Origin of the sequence: Bradyrhizobium sp. IAR9 (genome assembly GCF_013408065.1) — a bacterium.
GTDB lineage: Bacteria > Pseudomonadota > Alphaproteobacteria > Rhizobiales > Xanthobacteraceae > Bradyrhizobium.
Map to the genome: position 1 here is coordinate 678,580 of NZ_JACBZW010000002.1, position 15,037 is coordinate 693,616.

15 protein-coding genes are annotated in these 15,037 nt (G+C 64.3%); 8 read left to right on the forward strand and 7 right to left on the reverse strand.

Annotated features, from left to right (window positions below; translation table 11 throughout):
* Nucleotides 1-32: 32 nt before the first annotated feature.
* Complete coding sequence (locus GGD67_RS08770; RefSeq protein WP_018320557.1) at nt 33-476, forward strand: MarR family winged helix-turn-helix transcriptional regulator; 444 nt, start codon at nt 33-35, stop codon at nt 474-476.
* Between the two features lie 199 nt (nt 477-675).
* Here GGD67_RS08770 and GGD67_RS40050 read toward each other — a convergent pair whose 3' ends face one another.
* Complete coding sequence (locus GGD67_RS40050; RefSeq protein ID WP_084674919.1) at nt 676-1,080, reverse strand: DUF6006 family protein; 405 nt, start codon at nt 1,078-1,080, stop codon at nt 676-678.
* Nucleotides 1,081-1,575: 495 nt separating this feature from the next.
* On the reverse strand, nt 1,576-4,416 hold the full coding sequence (secA, locus tag GGD67_RS08775; RefSeq protein WP_179732196.1) for a preprotein translocase subunit SecA: 2,841 nt from the start codon (nt 4,414-4,416) through the stop codon (nt 1,576-1,578).
* Nucleotides 4,417-4,768: 352 nt separating this feature from the next.
* Between secA and GGD67_RS08780 the strand changes: the two genes are divergently transcribed.
* Together GGD67_RS08780 and argJ are read left to right on the forward strand one after the other, a co-directional pair.
* Nucleotides 4,769-5,683 (forward strand): peptidylprolyl isomerase, encoded by a 915-nt coding sequence (locus GGD67_RS08780; protein WP_092261324.1) that lies wholly within the window; start codon nt 4,769-4,771, stop codon nt 5,681-5,683.
* A gap of 130 nt (nt 5,684-5,813) precedes the next feature.
* Nucleotides 5,814-7,055: a bifunctional glutamate N-acetyltransferase/amino-acid acetyltransferase ArgJ gene (argJ, locus tag GGD67_RS08785; RefSeq protein WP_179732198.1), complete on the forward strand. Its 1,242-nt coding sequence runs from the start codon at nt 5,814-5,816 to the stop codon at nt 7,053-7,055.
* Nucleotides 7,056-7,246: 191 nt separating this feature from the next.
* Here argJ and GGD67_RS08790 read toward each other — a convergent pair whose 3' ends face one another.
* On the reverse strand, nt 7,247-8,572 hold the full coding sequence (locus GGD67_RS08790) for a TadE/TadG family type IV pilus assembly protein (protein WP_018320553.1): 1,326 nt from the start codon (nt 8,570-8,572) through the stop codon (nt 7,247-7,249).
* 137 nt (nt 8,573-8,709) lie between these two features.
* Here GGD67_RS08790 and mutT point away from each other — a divergent pair, with 137 nt between their 5' ends.
* Entirely contained in the window at nt 8,710-9,120 is a 411-nt protein-coding gene (gene mutT / locus GGD67_RS08795) for an 8-oxo-dGTP diphosphatase MutT (RefSeq protein WP_018320552.1), read from the forward strand.
* Nucleotides 9,121-9,217: 97 nt separating this feature from the next.
* Here mutT and GGD67_RS08800 read toward each other — a convergent pair whose 3' ends face one another.
* Nucleotides 9,218-10,087: a methyltransferase domain-containing protein gene (locus GGD67_RS08800; RefSeq protein WP_179732257.1), complete on the reverse strand. Its 870-nt coding sequence runs from the start codon at nt 10,085-10,087 to the stop codon at nt 9,218-9,220.
* Nucleotides 10,088-10,232: 145 nt separating this feature from the next.
* Between GGD67_RS08800 and GGD67_RS08805 the strand changes: the two genes are divergently transcribed.
* Genes GGD67_RS08805 through GGD67_RS08820 form a run of 4 tightly spaced genes read left to right on the forward strand, consistent with a single transcriptional unit; the run spans nt 10,233 to nt 12,707 of the window.
* On the forward strand, nt 10,233-11,042 hold the full coding sequence (locus tag GGD67_RS08805) for a ComF family protein (RefSeq protein WP_179732200.1): 810 nt from the start codon (nt 10,233-10,235) through the stop codon (nt 11,040-11,042).
* Nucleotides 11,043-11,077: 35 nt separating this feature from the next.
* Complete coding sequence (gene grxC, locus GGD67_RS08810) at nt 11,078-11,353, forward strand: glutaredoxin 3 (RefSeq protein ID WP_018320549.1); 276 nt, start codon at nt 11,078-11,080, stop codon at nt 11,351-11,353.
* Nucleotides 11,350-12,228 (forward strand): carbon-nitrogen hydrolase family protein, encoded by an 879-nt coding sequence (locus tag GGD67_RS08815; RefSeq protein WP_179732202.1) that lies wholly within the window; start codon nt 11,350-11,352, stop codon nt 12,226-12,228. The genes grxC and GGD67_RS08815 overlap by 4 nt, the downstream gene beginning before the upstream one ends.
* On the forward strand, nt 12,225-12,707 hold the full coding sequence (locus GGD67_RS08820; RefSeq protein ID WP_018320547.1) for a DUF1178 family protein: 483 nt from the start codon (nt 12,225-12,227) through the stop codon (nt 12,705-12,707). The genes GGD67_RS08815 and GGD67_RS08820 overlap by 4 nt, the downstream gene beginning before the upstream one ends.
* On the opposite strand, the gene GGD67_RS08825 is transcribed toward GGD67_RS08820, so the two are convergent.
* The 3 genes from GGD67_RS08825 to ubiG form a co-directional block, all read right to left on the reverse strand.
* Nucleotides 12,704-13,603: an EamA family transporter gene (locus GGD67_RS08825; RefSeq protein ID WP_179732204.1), complete on the reverse strand. Its 900-nt coding sequence runs from the start codon at nt 13,601-13,603 to the stop codon at nt 12,704-12,706. The two genes, GGD67_RS08820 and GGD67_RS08825, sit on opposite strands and share 4 nt — an antisense overlap.
* Nucleotides 13,604-13,881: 278 nt before the next feature.
* Nucleotides 13,882-14,151, reverse strand: a complete 270-nt coding sequence (locus GGD67_RS08830) for a GIY-YIG nuclease family protein (RefSeq protein WP_409411116.1) — start codon at nt 14,149-14,151, stop codon at nt 13,882-13,884.
* A 100-nt stretch (nt 14,152-14,251) separates the two neighbouring features.
* Nucleotides 14,252-15,025, reverse strand: coding sequence for a bifunctional 2-polyprenyl-6-hydroxyphenol methylase/3-demethylubiquinol 3-O-methyltransferase UbiG (gene ubiG, locus GGD67_RS08835; RefSeq protein ID WP_018320544.1), 774 nt, complete (start codon nt 15,023-15,025; stop codon nt 14,252-14,254).
* Nucleotides 15,026-15,037 lie beyond the last annotated feature (12 nt).

Sequence of the window (15,037 nt, forward strand, 5' to 3'; positions counted from 1 at the left end):
TCACTCAATTGGGTCAAGACGAAGTCTTAGCCGTGGCAAAACCGTCGAAAGAAAACACCCCGATCACCGAACACCTCGCTTACCTGCTCGCGCAAGCCAACCGGGAGATCAACCGGCAGCTCGAACTGAGGTTGAGCAAGGAAGGCGTGCCGGTCGAGCAGTGGCGCATCCTCAAGGTGCTGTCGGATGGCAACGGCCATTCGATGGGCGAGCTTGCAGGCGCCGTGCTGCTCAACCATCCGACGCTGACCAAGATGATCGACCGCATGGTCTCCGACACGCTGGTCTATCGCGTGCAGGACCCGGGCGACCGCCGCAAGGTGCTGATGTTCATCTCCGACCGCGGCAAGGTGCTGTGCAAGAAGCTCAACTCGCTCGCGGTCGACCAGGAGGAGCATATCCTGGAGAGCTACGGCGACAAATCGACGAGCGAATTGAAGCGGCTGCTGGAGAGCTTGATCGATAGTTCGAATTAGACCTCGTGAATTGGAGCGTGGGCGCCTTGCGGAGCCGACACACTCGTCTGCCATTCAATGCATGGAGAGGACCTCCATGAAAAGCACGCGCGCTGGTCACGCCGGCTTGGTGGCGCTCACAGAGCGCATCCGGGCCTTATTCAATTCTCAAGGCTCGCCCTTGAGTCCAGGCGGAATGAGCAGGCGCCGCATGATTGCATCATCGCCAGCACGAGAGGCGATAGCGTTGGCCGTTCCATGTCGTCCAGCCCACGGACTTGTTGCTGACCGGTTTGGCTAGATACCATTTATTGCCATCGGCATGGTTGAAGTATACGCCGCCCTGCGTTCCGCTGCGTGGATTTGTTAACTTCACCCATCGCGAGCCATTATCTGAGAAGTTGCCTGCCCAGCGTGCTCCCGAGCTGCTGGTGCAAGTGCCGCCGCTGCAGCTTGTCTGACTGTCATCAACGGCGGCCCATTTCATCCGGGCCGGCCGGCCGTCTATGTTGCACGACCATGTTCCGCCCCACCATCCGCCCACTTGGCTCGCAGGGGCGGAACCGCAAGCGTAGAAACTCAGGGCAAGAACGCAAAAGGTGGTTGGCAGCGCGCGTTTGGACATTGTCTGGCTCCCAATTTTCGGGCCGCGTATTGTGATTCAATCAAAACACGGATCGAGCTCGGTAGAGGTGATCCAGATCACAATGAGCAGTGGCAAAAGATTGGATGATCTACCCGCAGGTGTTCTCCGAGACACGATGCCGCGCTTTGACCATCGGCTTTCGGGCTTCAGCTGCGCGGCCGGGGGAGCGAGTGGCCGCCGACAATCTGCAGCAACAGCACTCGGAAGTGATCACAGGAACAGGCGCCGCAGGCCACGCGCATGCAACAGAGCTATGCTTCTCGCCTGTTCGCTCAGCATCGGGGCCGGTTGCCAGGTGGCCAAAGCGTGCTCAGCCGCGCGTGAATGTAAGCCAGCCATCCTCGATGACGTGGGCCTACCATTCGTGAAGCGCCCTAAAGATCAGCAGGCACCATATGGATCGGAAGCATTTCAACCCCTCGCGAACTCGTAGGCCAATACAGCACCGCGAGTTCGCTGGGTATTGATCATCGATCAAGCATACCGCCCGTGACAGTGCTTGTACTTCTTGCCTGAGCCGCAGGGGCAGTCCTCGTTGCGGCCGACCTTGCCCCAGCTTGCCGGGTTCTTCGGATCGCGCAGCGCGGCGTCGGAGGTCTGGGCGCCGAGCGTGACGCTAGCGAGCGCCATTTCGTCCTCGCCGGTGTTCGGGTCGAACTTGTGCGCCTCCATCGGCGGCAGCACCGGCGCTTCCTGCTCGGGCGGGACGATCTCGACCCGCATCAGCTGCGCCGTGACCGCCTCGCGCAAGTGAGCGCTCATCTCCTGGAAGAGATTGAAGGCTTCGGTCTTGTACTCCTGCAGGGGATCGCGCTGACCATAACCGCGCAGGCCGATGACCTGGCGCAGATGGTCGAGCATGATCAGATGCTCGCGCCAGAGATGGTCGAGCGTCTGGAGCAGGATGGTCTTCTCGACGTAACGCATCACGTCGGGACCCCATTGCGCCACCTTGGCCGCCATGTGCTCGTCGGCCTTGGTCTCGATGCGCGTCAGCAGCTCCTCGTCGGCGATGCCCTCTTCCTTGGCCCAGTCGTCGACCGGCAGGTCGAGATCGAGCACGCGCTTCAATTCGTCCTTCAGGCCGGCGACGTCCCACTGCTCGGCATAGGCATGCTCGGGCACGTGCTTGGCGACGAGGTCGTCGATGAAGGCGTGACGCATGTCGGTGACGGTCTCGGCGACGCTCTCGTCCTTCATCAGGTCGACGCGCTGGTCGAAGATCACCTTGCGCTGGTCGTTCTGGACGTTGTCGAACTTCAAGAGGTTCTTGCGGATGTCGAAGTTGCGCGCCTCGACCTTCTGCTGCGCCTTCTCGAGCGCCTTGTTGATCCAGGGATGGATGATGGCCTCGCCCTCTTGGAGGCCGAGACGCTGGAGCATGCTGTCGAGGCGATCCGAGCCGAAGATGCGCATCAGATCGTCTTCCAGCGACAGGAAGAATTTCGAGCGGCCGGGATCGCCCTGACGGCCGGAACGGCCGCGCAGCTGATTGTCGATACGGCGGGATTCGTGGCGCTCGGAGCCCATGATGTAGAGGCCGCCGGGCTTGGTCACGGTCTTGGCGGGCTTGTTGCCCTTCGCCGGTTCGACCTCGACGATCTCTTCCGCCTTCAGCACGATGTCGCGGAAGCGCTCGACGTCGGCCTTGATCTGCTCGATCTTCCTGGCCTTCTCGGCCTCGTCCTCGATGCCCGCGGTCTCCTTCGGGATGCGCATCTCGAGCGAGCCACCGAGCTTGATGTCGGTACCGCGGCCGGCCATGTTGGTCGCGATCGTGATCGCGCCGGGTACGCCGGCTTCCGCGACGATATAGGCTTCCTGCTCGTGGAAGCGCGCATTCAGCACCGCGAACAGTTTCGCCGGCTTGCCGGCGCGGGCGGCAGCGTAAAGCTTGTCGAGCGCGTTCTCCTTGCCGAAATCGATCTGCTTGTAGCCGTTCTGCTTCAGAAACTCGGCCAGCACTTCCGACTTCTCGATCGACGCCGTGCCGACCAGCACCGGCTGGAGCCGCGAATTAGCCCGCTCGATCTCGGCGAGGATGGCCGCGTATTTTTCCTTATGGGTGCGATAAACCTCGTCGTCCTCGTCGAGGCGGCCGATCGGCACGTTGGTCGGGATCTCAACGACTTCGAGCTTGTAGATGTCGAACAGCTCGTCGGCTTCGGTCAACGCCGTGCCGGTCATGCCGGCGAGCTTCTCGTACATCCGGAAATAGTTCTGGAAGGTGATCGAGGCCAGGGTCTGGTTTTCCGGCTGAACCTGTACGTGCTCCTTGGCTTCCAGCGCCTGGTGCAGACCCTCGGAATAGCGGCGGCCCTGCATCATGCGTCCGGTGAATTCGTCGATGATGACGACCTCGTCGTCGCGGACGATGTAATCCTTGTCGCGCGTGAACAGCGTGTGCGCGCGCAGCGCCTGGTTGATGTGGTGCACGACGGAGACGTTCTCGACGTCGTAGAGCGACTCGCCCTTGAGCTGGCCGGCATCGCGCAGCAGGGTCTCGATCTTCTCCATGCCGGCTTCGGTCAGCGTCACCGTGCGCTGCTTCTCGTCGACCTCGTAGTCGGTCTTGTCGAGCTTGGGCAGGAAGCCGTCGATGGTGTTGTAGAAATCGGAGCGGTCGTCGAGCGGACCGGAGATGATCAGAGGCGTGCGCGCTTCGTCGATCAGGATGGAATCGACCTCGTCGACGATGGCGAAGAAGTGCGGGCGCTGGACCATGTCCTCGAGCCGGTACTTCATGTTGTCGCGCAGATAGTCGAAGCCGTATTCGTTGTTGGTGCCGTAGGTGATGTCGCAGGCATAGGCCGCCTTGCGCTCGGCATCGTCGAGGCCGTGCACGATCACGCCGGTGGTCATGCCCAGGAAGCCGTAGATCTGGCCCATCCAGCCGGAGTCGCGGCGGGCGAGGTAGTCGTTGACGGTGACGACGTGGACGCCCTTGCCGGCGAGCGCGTTGAGGTAGACCGCGAGGGTCGCCACCAGCGTCTTGCCTTCGCCGGTCTTCATCTCGGCGATGTCGCCCTCGTGCAGCACCATGCCGCCGATCAGCTGGACGTCGAAATGGCGCTGGCCGAGCGTGCGCTTGGCGGCCTCGCGCACGGTGGCGAAGGCGGGGACCAGCAGGTCGTCCAGCGTCTTGCCCTCGGCAAGCTGTTTCTTGAAGTCGGCGGTGCGGGCCTTGAGCGCCTCGTCGGAGAGCTTCGAGACCTCTCCTTCCAGCGCGTTGATCGCGTTGACGCGGGACTGATATCCCTTCACCCGCCGGTCGTTGGCGGAGCCGAAAAACTTGCGGGCGAGCGCGCCGATCATGCCTGGTTCCTGTGTTCGCGATTCAACCGCGTTGGCCTAAGAAGTTGTCACCCGCCTGCCTATCAACTCACCGTGACGCTTCGCGGCGTCAGAGCCCGGACTGCGGGGGTCATCCGCCATATGGGTGGGAATTGGGCAAGTCTGGGTTCAACGGCCAAAAACGCAGCAAAATAAACGCCATCGCCATGGTCGCGACCGGGCAGAGATATGGCCCGGTCAGGGCCTTGTCAACGGCGGGCGCATTGCGGCTAATTCATCATTTTGACAGACTTTTCGCGTTGCCAAGCCCCCCTGTATTGGGCGAGTGTCCGCCCCGCTCGAGCAGCCCCCTGCTTCAACATAAGGATTTTCCATGACCACCTCGTTCCCGGTAACCACCGGCCAGCGTTTCCGCAGTGCGTCCGCCCTGGCTGGCAGCCTCGCTCTGGCGCTGTCCCTGGCGTTCGCAGGCCCGCTCCGGGCCGCCGACGATCCGGTGCTGGCGAAGGTCAATGGCGCGGAAATCAAGAAGAGCGACGTCGCCATGGCCGAGGAGGAGCTCGGGCCGAGCCTCGCCCAGATGGACCCGGCGACCAAGGACGAGAACGTCCTGTCCTTCCTGATCGACATGAAAATCGTCAGCAAGGCTGCCGAGGACAAGAAGGTTGCCGATAGCGAGGAATTCAAGAAGCGCCTGGCATTCGCCCGCAACCGGCTTCTGATGGACAGCCTGCTCGCGGGCGAGGGCAAGGCCGCCACCACCCCCGACGCCATGAAGAAGGTCTATGAAGAGGCTTCCAAGCAGATCACCGGCGAGCAGGAAGTGCGCGCCCGCCACATCCTGGTCGAGACCGAGGACGAGGCCAAGGCGGTGAAGGCCGAGCTCGACAAGGGCGCCGATTTCGCCGAGCTGGCCAAGAAGAAGTCCAAGGATCCGGGCTCGGCCGACGGCGGCGATCTCGGCTTCTTCACCAAGGAGCAGATGGTGCCGGAATTCTCGGCGATCGCCTTCGCGCTCGAGCCCGGCAAGATCTCCGACCCCGTCAAGTCGCAGTTCGGCTGGCACGTCATCAAGGTCGAGGAAAAGCGCAACCGCAAGGCGCCGGACTTCGAGCAGGTCAAGGCCCAGATCGAGCAGTACGTCACCCGCAAGGCCCAGGCCGACTACGTCGCCAAGCTGCGCGCCGAAGCCAAGGTCGAGCGGCTGGACCAGCCGGCGGCGGACGCCAAGCCGGCGGATGCGGCGAAGCCCTCCGACAGCAAGATGGCGCCCCCTGCGAAGAAGTAAGAATTCGCTGTCACTCCGGTGACGTGAAGAGTATCTAAGCCTTTGTGATGCCCGGCCCCCAACGCGAAGCGCGTCTTCGCACAGAGGGGCCGGGCATCTGCATATTCAGATCCCACCAAGGCGCCCCGCGATGTCCTCCTCCGTCTCCCCGCTCGCCCCGAAAACAGTTCCCGACATGCCCACCATTGCGGGCATCCGTCTCGCGACGGCCGAAGCCGGCATCCGCTACAAGAACCGGACCGACGTGTTGCTGGCGGTGATGGACAAGGGCACCGCGGTCGCCGGCGTCTTCACCAAGTCGAAATGCCCCTCCGCGCCGGTGGAATGGTGCCGCGCCAAGCTGAAGGGCGGCAAGGCACGGGCGCTGGTCGTCAATTCCGGCAATGCCAATGCCTTCACCGGCAAGACCGGCCGGGCCTCCACGGCGCTGACCGCCAAGATCGCGGCCAAGGCGGTCGGATGCAGCGAGGGCGAAATCTTCCTGGCCTCGACCGGCGTGATCGGCGAGCCGCTGGACGCGACCAAGTTCGACGGCGTGCTGGGCCGACTGGCTGAAGCCGCCGAGCCCGGCGACTACCTCGCCGCGGCCAAGGCGATCATGACCACCGACACCTTCCCGAAGGTCGCGACCGCGACCGTCAAGCTCGGCAAGGCCAAGGTCACCATCAACGGCATGGCCAAGGGCGCCGGCATGATCGCTCCCGACATGGCGACGATGCTGTCCTTCATCTTCACCGACGCACCGATCGCGCCTGCGGCCTTGCAGGCGCTGCTCAAGAGCGGCGTCGAGGACACCTTCAACGCGGTGACGATCGACGGCGACACCTCGACCTCGGACACGCTGCTGGCCTTCGCCACCGGCGCTGCCGCCGAGCACGGCGCACCGAAGATCAGCCGCGCCAGCGATCCGCGCCTGAAGGCCTTCGTCAAGGCGTTCAACCAGGTGCTCGCCAACCTCGCCGAGCAGGTCGCCCGCGACGGCGAAGGCGCGCGCAAGCTGGTCGAGATCACCGTCGAGGGCGCCAAGACCAAGGCCTCCGCGCGCAAGATCGCGATGTCGATCGCCAACTCGCCGCTGGTCAAGACCGCGATCGCCGGCGAGGACGCCAATTGGGGCCGCGTCGTGATGGCAGTCGGCAAGGCCGGCGAGCCGGCCGATCGCGACAAGCTCTCGATTTCCTTCAACGGCATCCGCGTCGCCAAGAGCGGCGCGCGCGATCCTGACTATGACGAGGCGCAGGTCTCGGAAGCGATGAAGGCGCCGGAGATCGCGATCAAGGTCTCGCTCGGCCTCGGCAAGGGCCGCGACCGGGTGCTGACCTGCGATCTCACGAAGGAATATGTCGCGATCAACGGCGATTACAGGTCGTAGGGCTCACGACACCTTCTTCGTCATCCTGAGGTGCGAGGGATGGGGCGCGGAGCGCCCCATCGGGAGCCTCGAAGGATGCAGGGCCACCGCTACAGCCGCGTGGAGAGAGCCGGGCCGTCGCCCTTCGAGGGCCGCTGAAGGAGCGGCCACCTCAGGGTGACGGTAAGAGAGCGCGAGAGCCGTGCTTCAAATCACCCTGAAATCCGCGCGTCCGCGACCGCTTTCTTGAACAGCGCGTTCATGGCGTCCGAGATGCCTTGCGTCGGGCTCACCTCGAAATAGAGCCCGGACGACGCGCAGCTCTGCATGTTCTGCGCGATCTCGCTGTTCGGCGACGGCCCGTAGGGGCCGGTATTGAACGGAGCGATCCATTTCATGTACCAGCTGTTGGTGGGCAGCGCGAGGTACGTTGTGTACAGCACGGCAATCTTGACGCCCCGGTCCTTCATCGTCTTGCAGAGCGCAGCATTGAGCGGCGATTGGCACCGCGTGGTGCCGGAGAGCGGTTTCAGACATCCGGTGTTGCTCTCGTCAGCGACCCCGTCGGAGACGAAGAACAGATATTTGAGCGGGCTGGACGGCGTGCCGGTTCCGGGGGAGCTGATCTCGCCGTTGATCGCAGGGAATATCGCGGTGAATGCCGTGTCCTGGTCGTTATTCTCGTTCTGACCGTTCACCGACATCAGGTCGATATTGCCCGCCGCCGTCTTGGCGCTGGAGAGAGAGGCCGACAACGAAAACAGATTGCGCAGGCCGAGCGTGCTTGCGGAGCCGCCGAAATCATAGATCGCCATTCTGAACTGGTTTGAATAGGTCTGGGTCACACTCGCCGTATCCATCAACGACTGCGTTGCGGTCCGAAGCACGTCGATCCGGGTAGTCACGCCAAGCTTCTTGGCAAGGTCGTAGTAATTGTTCTTGTCCTTGAGGTCGTGGCAGGCGAAAGCGCACTTGTCCGATGTGTTGTTGACCATCGTCTGCACGTCGGTCGGCGTCGCGCCGACACCCATCGACGGCGAATTGTCCAGCAGCAGGTAGAAATCGATATAGAGCGGCATGCTGGCCGTCGCTTTCGACGTACCGGACAGCGTCAGCGCGGACTTACCGATCAGGCCGAGAAACATGGTGTTCATGGTGGCGTTGAACGCAACGGTCGAGGTGACGGTCGATCCGGTTTTGACCACGGTCGGCGTGACGCTGTTGAGAGTGTAGCCGGTCTGATTGGCGCGATTGGCGTCGAAGATGTTCTGGGCGTCGGTGACGCCGACGGAAATCGACCCATCCGACGTCATGGTACCGGCGGCCTTGAAGGCCGGTGAGGCCTTGGCGATCGAGCCGACGCTGGCGGCATCGGCCGCGGCCTGAAGCTTGGCCCGGGTCTGCGTCGCGCGCGAGTAGTCGACCGCGCAGCCGACCGCAGTGATCAGGGGGACGCAGGCGAGCGCGAAGATCACCGCGATATTGCCGCGCCGGTCGTTGACGAACCGGCGGATGATGGTGGAAAGCGCAGCGCGCATGATTGGGGCCCGGAGTGGTTTAAGCGTTCCCACTCTAGGAACCGTCGATTAAATATGGCTTATGGGAACCTCGGAAACACGGGCCGCAACAGGGTTAATAAACCGTTGCGGATGATCTTCAGCGAGCGACATCACGTATGGCCGATCTGAAACTGACCCTGGTTGTGGCTTGCGCGCTGATCGACGCCGACAAGCGCGTCCTGATCGCGCAGCGCCCCGCGGGCAAGACGCTGGCCGGACTCTGGGAGTTTCCCGGCGGCAAGCTCGAGGTGGGCGAGCGGCCGGAGCAGAGCCTGATCCGCGAGCTGCACGAGGAGCTCGGCATCACCGTCGCCGAGCCGTGCCTGGCCCCGCTGACCTTCGCGAGCTACGGCTACGAGACCTTCCACCTCCTGATGCCGCTCTATATCTGCCGGCGCTGGGAGGGACAGGTGACGCCGCGCGAAGGCCAGACCCTGGCCTGGGTCCGTGCCAACAAGCTGCGCGACTACCCGATGCCCCCGGCGGACATTCCGCTGATCCCGCATTTGATTGATCTGCTGATGTGAGACCCCTGTCATTCCGGGGCGGTCCGCAGGACCGAACCCGGAATCTCGAGATTCCGGGTTCTCGCTGCGCGAGCCCCGGAATGACGGTGCTAGTAGCCTAAGTCTTCCCCGCCTTCTTCACCGCCTCCGCCAGGCTCGCTTTCGCCGATCCCGGCTTCAGCGGCTGCTGCTGGCTCGCATGCGGGGCCCAGCCGGAGAGCCAGATGATGTCGAAGGTGGCACGGATGCGGCCGTCGGCATCGGCAAAGCGCTCAGTGTAGATCTCGGCCATCCGCAGCAGCGTCGCGCGCCGGCTCGGTGTTCGCCGCCGCTCGATCAGCACATTGGCGGCGCCCATGCGCCGGAGATCCTGCATCAGCGCGAATGCGTTGGAATAGCGCACCACGACGCGGTCGACATCAGTCACCGGCAGCGCAAAGCCCGCCCGCTGCAGCAGCGCGCCGATGTCGCGCAGATCCGCGAACGGCGCGACGCGCGGCGACACGCCGCCCTCGCATTCGGCTTCCGCGGCGGCAAAGGCCTGGCGCAGCTCGGTCAGGCTGTCGCCGCCGATCATCGCGGCGAGCAGCAGGCCATCCGGCTTGAGCGCGCGGCGGATTTGCGCGAACACGCCCGGCAGATCGTTGACGAATTGCAGCGCCAGCGCGGAGACGACGAGATCAAGGCTTTCGGGCGCGAAGGGCAGCGTCTCTGAACCCGCAGCATCGAGCGCGATCCGCTGGAGGGAAGACAGCCGCGCACGCAATTCCGCCAGCCCCTCACCGGGCGTCCAGAGATCGGCCGGGGCGTGAAACTCCCGCATCACCGCAGCCAACCGGTCGGACATGTCCTCGGCAACACGATCGAGCAGGAAGGTGACCTCGCCCTGCGGCTGCACACGCCGCTGCCGCGCGTGCAGCAAGGCGCGATCGAACAACGCGGGCGGGGTTTGCGGGGTCTGGGCCATGCCGCTGGTTACGCCGATCATGCAGGTCATTGCAATCTCCCCTCTCGTGTCCCGGACGCGCCGCAGCGCCCCTGGCGATGCTTCGCATCGCCGGCGTGGCGCTGCAGATTCGGGGCACGAGAATGAGTCGCTTGAGCGCCGCCAAGCAGAACGCTAGCCTTCCCGCATGGACGCCAACGCCGCCCCCACCCGTTCCCTCGCCGCCCCCTTCCGGGCGGCATGGACGGCCGGCCGCCACGCGCTGTCGCGCGCGGCACGGCTCGCGCTCGACATCGCGCTGCCGACGCAGTGCGTATCCTGCCGCGAACCGGTCGAGGGCGAGGGCGTTTGCGCTTCGTGCTGGGCGCGGCTGTCATTCATCGAGCGGCCCTATTGCCCGCGGCTCGGCATTCCCTTCGTCTATGATCCCGGCCCCGACATGCTGTCGATGGAGGCGATCGCGAGCCCGCCGGCCTACCAGCGCGCCCGCGCAGCGGTGCGCTATGACGACGTCGCGCGCACGCTGGTGCATGCGCTGAAATACCAGGACCGCACCGATCTGGCGCCCGCCATGGGCCGTTGGATGGCGCGCGCAGGCGGCGAGCTGCTGGCGGGGGCCGACATGCTGGTGCCGGTGCCCCTGCATTGGCGGCGGGCCTGGCGCCGCCGCTACAACCAGTCCGGGGCCTTGGCGCAGATCATCGAGCGGCAGAGCGGGGTCAAGGCGAGGGCTGAGGTGCTGCGCCGGGTGCGCGCCACCGAGCAGCAGATCGGCCTGTCGCGGGCCCAGCGCGCCACCAATGTGCAGGGCGCGTTCCAGGTATCCCCCGACCGTCAGGCCGAAATCCAGGGCCGCCGCATTGTCCTGATCGACGACGTCCTGACGTCGGGGGCGACGCTGGATGCCTGCGCGCGGGTCCTGCTCCGGGCCAAGGCCGCCCAGGTCGACGTGCTGGTCTTCGCCCGGGTTGTCGAGAGCGGCCCCCGTCCCATATAATTCAATGACTTCATGACATGAGAGCGTCGGACGCCATGACTTCTGCTGTCGAGATCTACACCAGGCCGGGCTGCGGCTATTGTTCCGCGGCGAGGTCCCTGCTGACCCGCAAGAAGGCAATCTTTACCGAATTTGACGTCGCCAAGAACCCCTCTTGGCGGGAGGAGATGTACGACCGCGCCGGCGAGGGCTCGACCTTCCCGCAGATCTGGATCGGTGGAACTCATGTCGGCGGCTGCGACGATCTCTACGCACTCGACCGCGAAGGCAAGCTTGACGGCATGCTGGAAGGTGTGAAGGCCAACTCATGAGCGAGAACCGCACATTTACGGCCGCCATGGTGCAGATGCGCACGGGTCTGATGCCCGGGCCGAGCCTCGAACAGGCCACGAAGCTGATCCGGCAGGCGGCGGCCAATGGCGCCGACTACGTGCAAACGCCTGAAGTCAGCAACATGATGCAGCTGAACCGCAAGGCCCTGTTCGAGCATCTGCAGAGCGAAGAGGACGACACTTCGCTGAAGGCCTACCGGGCGCTCGCGGCGGAACTGAAGATCCATCTCCATGTCGGCTCGCTGGCGCTGCGCTTCTCGGCCGAAAAGGCGGTCAACCGCTCCTTCCTGATCGGGCCCGAGGGCAATGTGCTCGCGAGCTACGACAAGATCCACATGTTCGACATCGAGCTGCCGGACGGCGAGAGCTATCGCGAATCCGCCAACTACCAGCCGGGCGAAACCGCGGTGATCTCCGATCTGCCCTGGGGCCGCGTGGGCTTGACGATCTGCTACGACGTGCGCTTCCCCGCGCTCTACCGCGCGCTCGCCGAGAGCGGCGCTTACTTCATCACCGTCCCGTCCGCCTTCACCCGCAAGACCGGCGAAGCGCACTGGCATGTGCTGCTGCGCTCGCGCGCGATCGAGACCGGCTGCTTCATCTTCGCAGCTGCCCAGGCAGGCACCCACGAGAACAAGCGCGAGACCTATGGCCATTCGCTGATCATCGATCCCTGGGGCGAGATCCTCGCCGAAGGCGACGTCGAGCCCGGCATCATCATGGCCAGGATCGACCCCGCCAAGGTCGAGACCGCACGCCGCGCGATCCCCTCGCTCCAGCACGGCCGCCGCTTCGGCGTGTCCGATCCCAAGGCCGGGCCGGATCATTTGCACCTCGTGCGGGGATCAGCATGATCCGCTACGCGCTCCATTGCGATCGAAACCACGCGTTCGAGAGCTGGTTCCAGAGCTCGTCGGCCTATGATTCGCAAGTGAAGCGCAAGCTCGTGACCTGCCCGATCTGCGGATCCGCCAAGGTCGACAAGGCGATCATGGCCCCGCGCATCGTCGGCAAGAAGGGCCGCGGGCGCGCGACGCCGCCGCCGGAAGCGACCACTACTCCCACGCCCGAGGCCGCGCCATCAGGTCCGACCTCGCTGTTGATGGCGCAGGAGAAAGAGCTGCGCACCAAGTTGAAGGAGCTGCGCGATCACATTGTGAAGAACGCCGACAATGTCGGCGAGCGCTTCGCCAACGAAGCTCGCGCGATGCATTACGGCGACAAGGAGCACCGTCCGATCTACGGCGAGGCCTCGCCGGAGGAGGCGAAGTCGCTGATCGACGAGGGCATCGAGGTGTCGCCGCTGCCGACATTGCCGGAAGACCGGAACTAGGCCCCCACCAGCATCGCCACACCGATGATGATCAGCGCGATACCTGCAAGCTCGCGTGGTGCGATCGGCTGCTTGAACGAATAATACGCCACCGCTTGCGCGAACAGCACCTCGATCAGAGCGAGCGTGCGGACATTGGCGGCGGCCGTCAGCGCGAACGCCAGGAACCAGAATTGTGAGGCGAAGGCGCCCATGAAGCCGGCCAGCATCGACGGCTTCCACAGGCCGAGGATCGCCTGCAGCACCTTTGGCGCGCGCCAGAGCAGATAGATCGTCAGCACCAGCGTCTGCACGAACAGGCCGAGCACCAGCGTGAACGAGGCCGAGGTCACGAAGGAGACGCCGGGCACGTTGATGATCGCGCCGCGAAAGCCAACCGCAGACAGCGCGAACGCGGCAGCCGCAACGAGGCCGGTGATGGTCGGCTTCAATTCGGCAAAACTCTTCTCGCCGCCGGGCCTCAGCGCGGTGATGACGACGCCGACGGTCGCGATCACGATCGCCAGCACCTTCAGCCAGGTCAGGTGATCGCCAAGGAAGACGAAACCGAAGATCGCGGTCTGGATCGCCTCGGTCTTCAGATACGCCGTCGTCACCACGAAGGAGCGGTCGTTCATGGCAAGCAGCATCAGTCCGGTGGCGACGATCTGGCTGAGCGCGCCGAGCAGGAGCCACGGCCAGAATACGGTCGGCGGCATGCCCAGACGATCGCCGGTGGCGACCAGCACCACGCCGAGGAACAGCACCGAAAACGGGAAGCCGAACAGGAAGCGGATATTGGTCGCGCCCCAGGTCCCCAGCGGCTTCGTCAACGACCGCTGCATCGCATTGCGCGCGACTTGGCCGAGCGCAGCAACGAGGGTGAAGGGAATCCAGAGGCTGGCGATGGTGAGCATGGGGTGGGGCGGGCATTAGCGGGAAATAACTGCGGCCAACCTGCAAGTTGAGGCCAGCGCGGTCAACCGCACGGACGTCATGGGAGCGATGCTCTCGCCACAAACTCGGTGTCGTCCCTGCGCACGCAGGGACCCATAACCCCAGGGAGAAGTTTTGTGAGAGCTGCTAACCCGCCCACCCAACACCGCTCGCTACCGATAGATCACGCGGTATGGGTCCCTGCGTTCGCAGGGACGACAGCATTTTCTAGGCCGCGTCACACCGTCAAACCAACAGATCACTTAGATCCCGCCACTCGGGGTTCTCCCGCTCGATCAGCTCGATCTTCCAGTCGCGCTTCCAGCGCTTGAGCTGTTTTTCGCGGGCAATCGCTTCTTCCGCTCGCTCGTAAGCCTCGGTGTAGACGAGGCGGTGCACGCCGTAGCGCTTGACGAACTCCGAGCCCTTGCCGGCGCTGGTGCTGCTCCAGGCGTTTCTGGAGAGAGTTGGTTACGCCGATGTAGAGCGTCCCATGATGGCGGCTGGCGAGGATGTAGACGTAGTACATGCTCGGGGCGCCTGATTGGGCTAACTAGACGGGCCTGTGGCTATGGGTCCCTGCGTTCGCAGGGACGACACCGGCAGAGGAGTCGCAACTCGCATCTCACTCACACCATCCCTTCCGCCACCACCATGTAGTTCACGTCCATGTCCGACGAGAGCGTCCATTTGTCGGCGAAGGGTGAGTAGACCACGCCGGTCTGCTCGGTGATGACGAGGCGGTTGTCGAGCAGGTATTTTGTCAGCTCGTCGGGGGTGACGAACTTATTCCATTCGTGGGTGCCGCGCGGCAGCCAGCGCAGGACGTATTCGGCGCCGACAATGGCGAGCGCGAAGCTCTTCCAGTTGCGGTTCAGCGTCGAGACCACCATGAGGCCGTTCGGCTTCAGCATCGCGGCGCAACGCTTCAGGAAGACGCCGACATCGACGACGTGCTCGACCACTTCCATCGCCAGCACGATGTCGAAGCGCTCGCGCGGGTCGATCTCCTCCACCGTGGTGCAGCGGTAGTCGATCGCAAGATGGCCCTTGTCGGCGTGCAGCTTGGCCGCGGCGATGTTGCTCTGGGAAGGATCGACGCCGATGACCTGCGCTCCGAGCCGCGACAGCGGCTCGCACAACAGGCCGGCGCCGCAGCCGATGTCGAGCACGCGAAGCCCGCCGAGGCAGTTGAGGCTGCGCACGTTGCGCTCGAATTTGCGGCAGGCGGCGTCGCGGATGTAGCCGAGCCGCAGCGGGTTGATCCGGTGCAGCGGCGCCATCTTGCCGTTGGGGTCCCACCACTCCGCCGAGAGTTTCGAGAACTTTGCGATCTCGGCGGCGTCGACGGTCGAGCCCGGCTGCGGGCTGACGGAGAGGGAAGTATTTTGCTGCATGCTCATGGTTACGCGCGG

What these genes read in the sequence shown, in the direction of transcription:
- GGD67_RS40050 (WP_084674919.1), bottom strand. Translation starts at nt 1,080, where the DNA reads ATGTCCAAACGCGCGCTGCCAACCACCTTTTGCGTTCTTGCCCTGAGT.
- secA (WP_179732196.1), bottom strand. Translation starts at nt 4,416, where the DNA reads ATGATCGGCGCGCTCGCCCGCAAGTTTTTCGGCTCCGCCAACGACCGG.
- GGD67_RS08780 (WP_092261324.1), top strand. Translation starts at nt 4,769, where the DNA reads ATGACCACCTCGTTCCCGGTAACCACCGGCCAGCGTTTCCGCAGTGCG.
- argJ (WP_179732198.1), top strand. Translation starts at nt 5,814, where the DNA reads ATGTCCTCCTCCGTCTCCCCGCTCGCCCCGAAAACAGTTCCCGACATG.
- GGD67_RS08790 (WP_018320553.1), bottom strand. Translation starts at nt 8,572, where the DNA reads ATGCGCGCTGCGCTTTCCACCATCATCCGCCGGTTCGTCAACGACCGG.
- mutT (WP_018320552.1), top strand. Translation starts at nt 8,710, where the DNA reads ATGGCCGATCTGAAACTGACCCTGGTTGTGGCTTGCGCGCTGATCGAC.
- GGD67_RS08800 (WP_179732257.1), bottom strand. Translation starts at nt 10,087, where the DNA reads ATGATCGGCGTAACCAGCGGCATGGCCCAGACCCCGCAAACCCCGCCC.
- GGD67_RS08805 (WP_179732200.1), top strand. Translation starts at nt 10,233, where the DNA reads ATGGACGCCAACGCCGCCCCCACCCGTTCCCTCGCCGCCCCCTTCCGG.
- grxC (WP_018320549.1), top strand. Translation starts at nt 11,078, where the DNA reads ATGACTTCTGCTGTCGAGATCTACACCAGGCCGGGCTGCGGCTATTGT.
- GGD67_RS08815 (WP_179732202.1), top strand. Translation starts at nt 11,350, where the DNA reads ATGAGCGAGAACCGCACATTTACGGCCGCCATGGTGCAGATGCGCACG.
- GGD67_RS08820 (WP_018320547.1), top strand. Translation starts at nt 12,225, where the DNA reads ATGATCCGCTACGCGCTCCATTGCGATCGAAACCACGCGTTCGAGAGC.
- GGD67_RS08825 (WP_179732204.1), bottom strand. Translation starts at nt 13,603, where the DNA reads ATGCTCACCATCGCCAGCCTCTGGATTCCCTTCACCCTCGTTGCTGCG.
- GGD67_RS08830 (WP_409411116.1), bottom strand. Translation starts at nt 14,151, where the DNA reads ATGTACTACGTCTACATCCTCGCCAGCCGCCATCATGGGACGCTCTAC.
- ubiG (WP_018320544.1), bottom strand. Translation starts at nt 15,025, where the DNA reads ATGAGCATGCAGCAAAATACTTCCCTCTCCGTCAGCCCGCAGCCGGGC.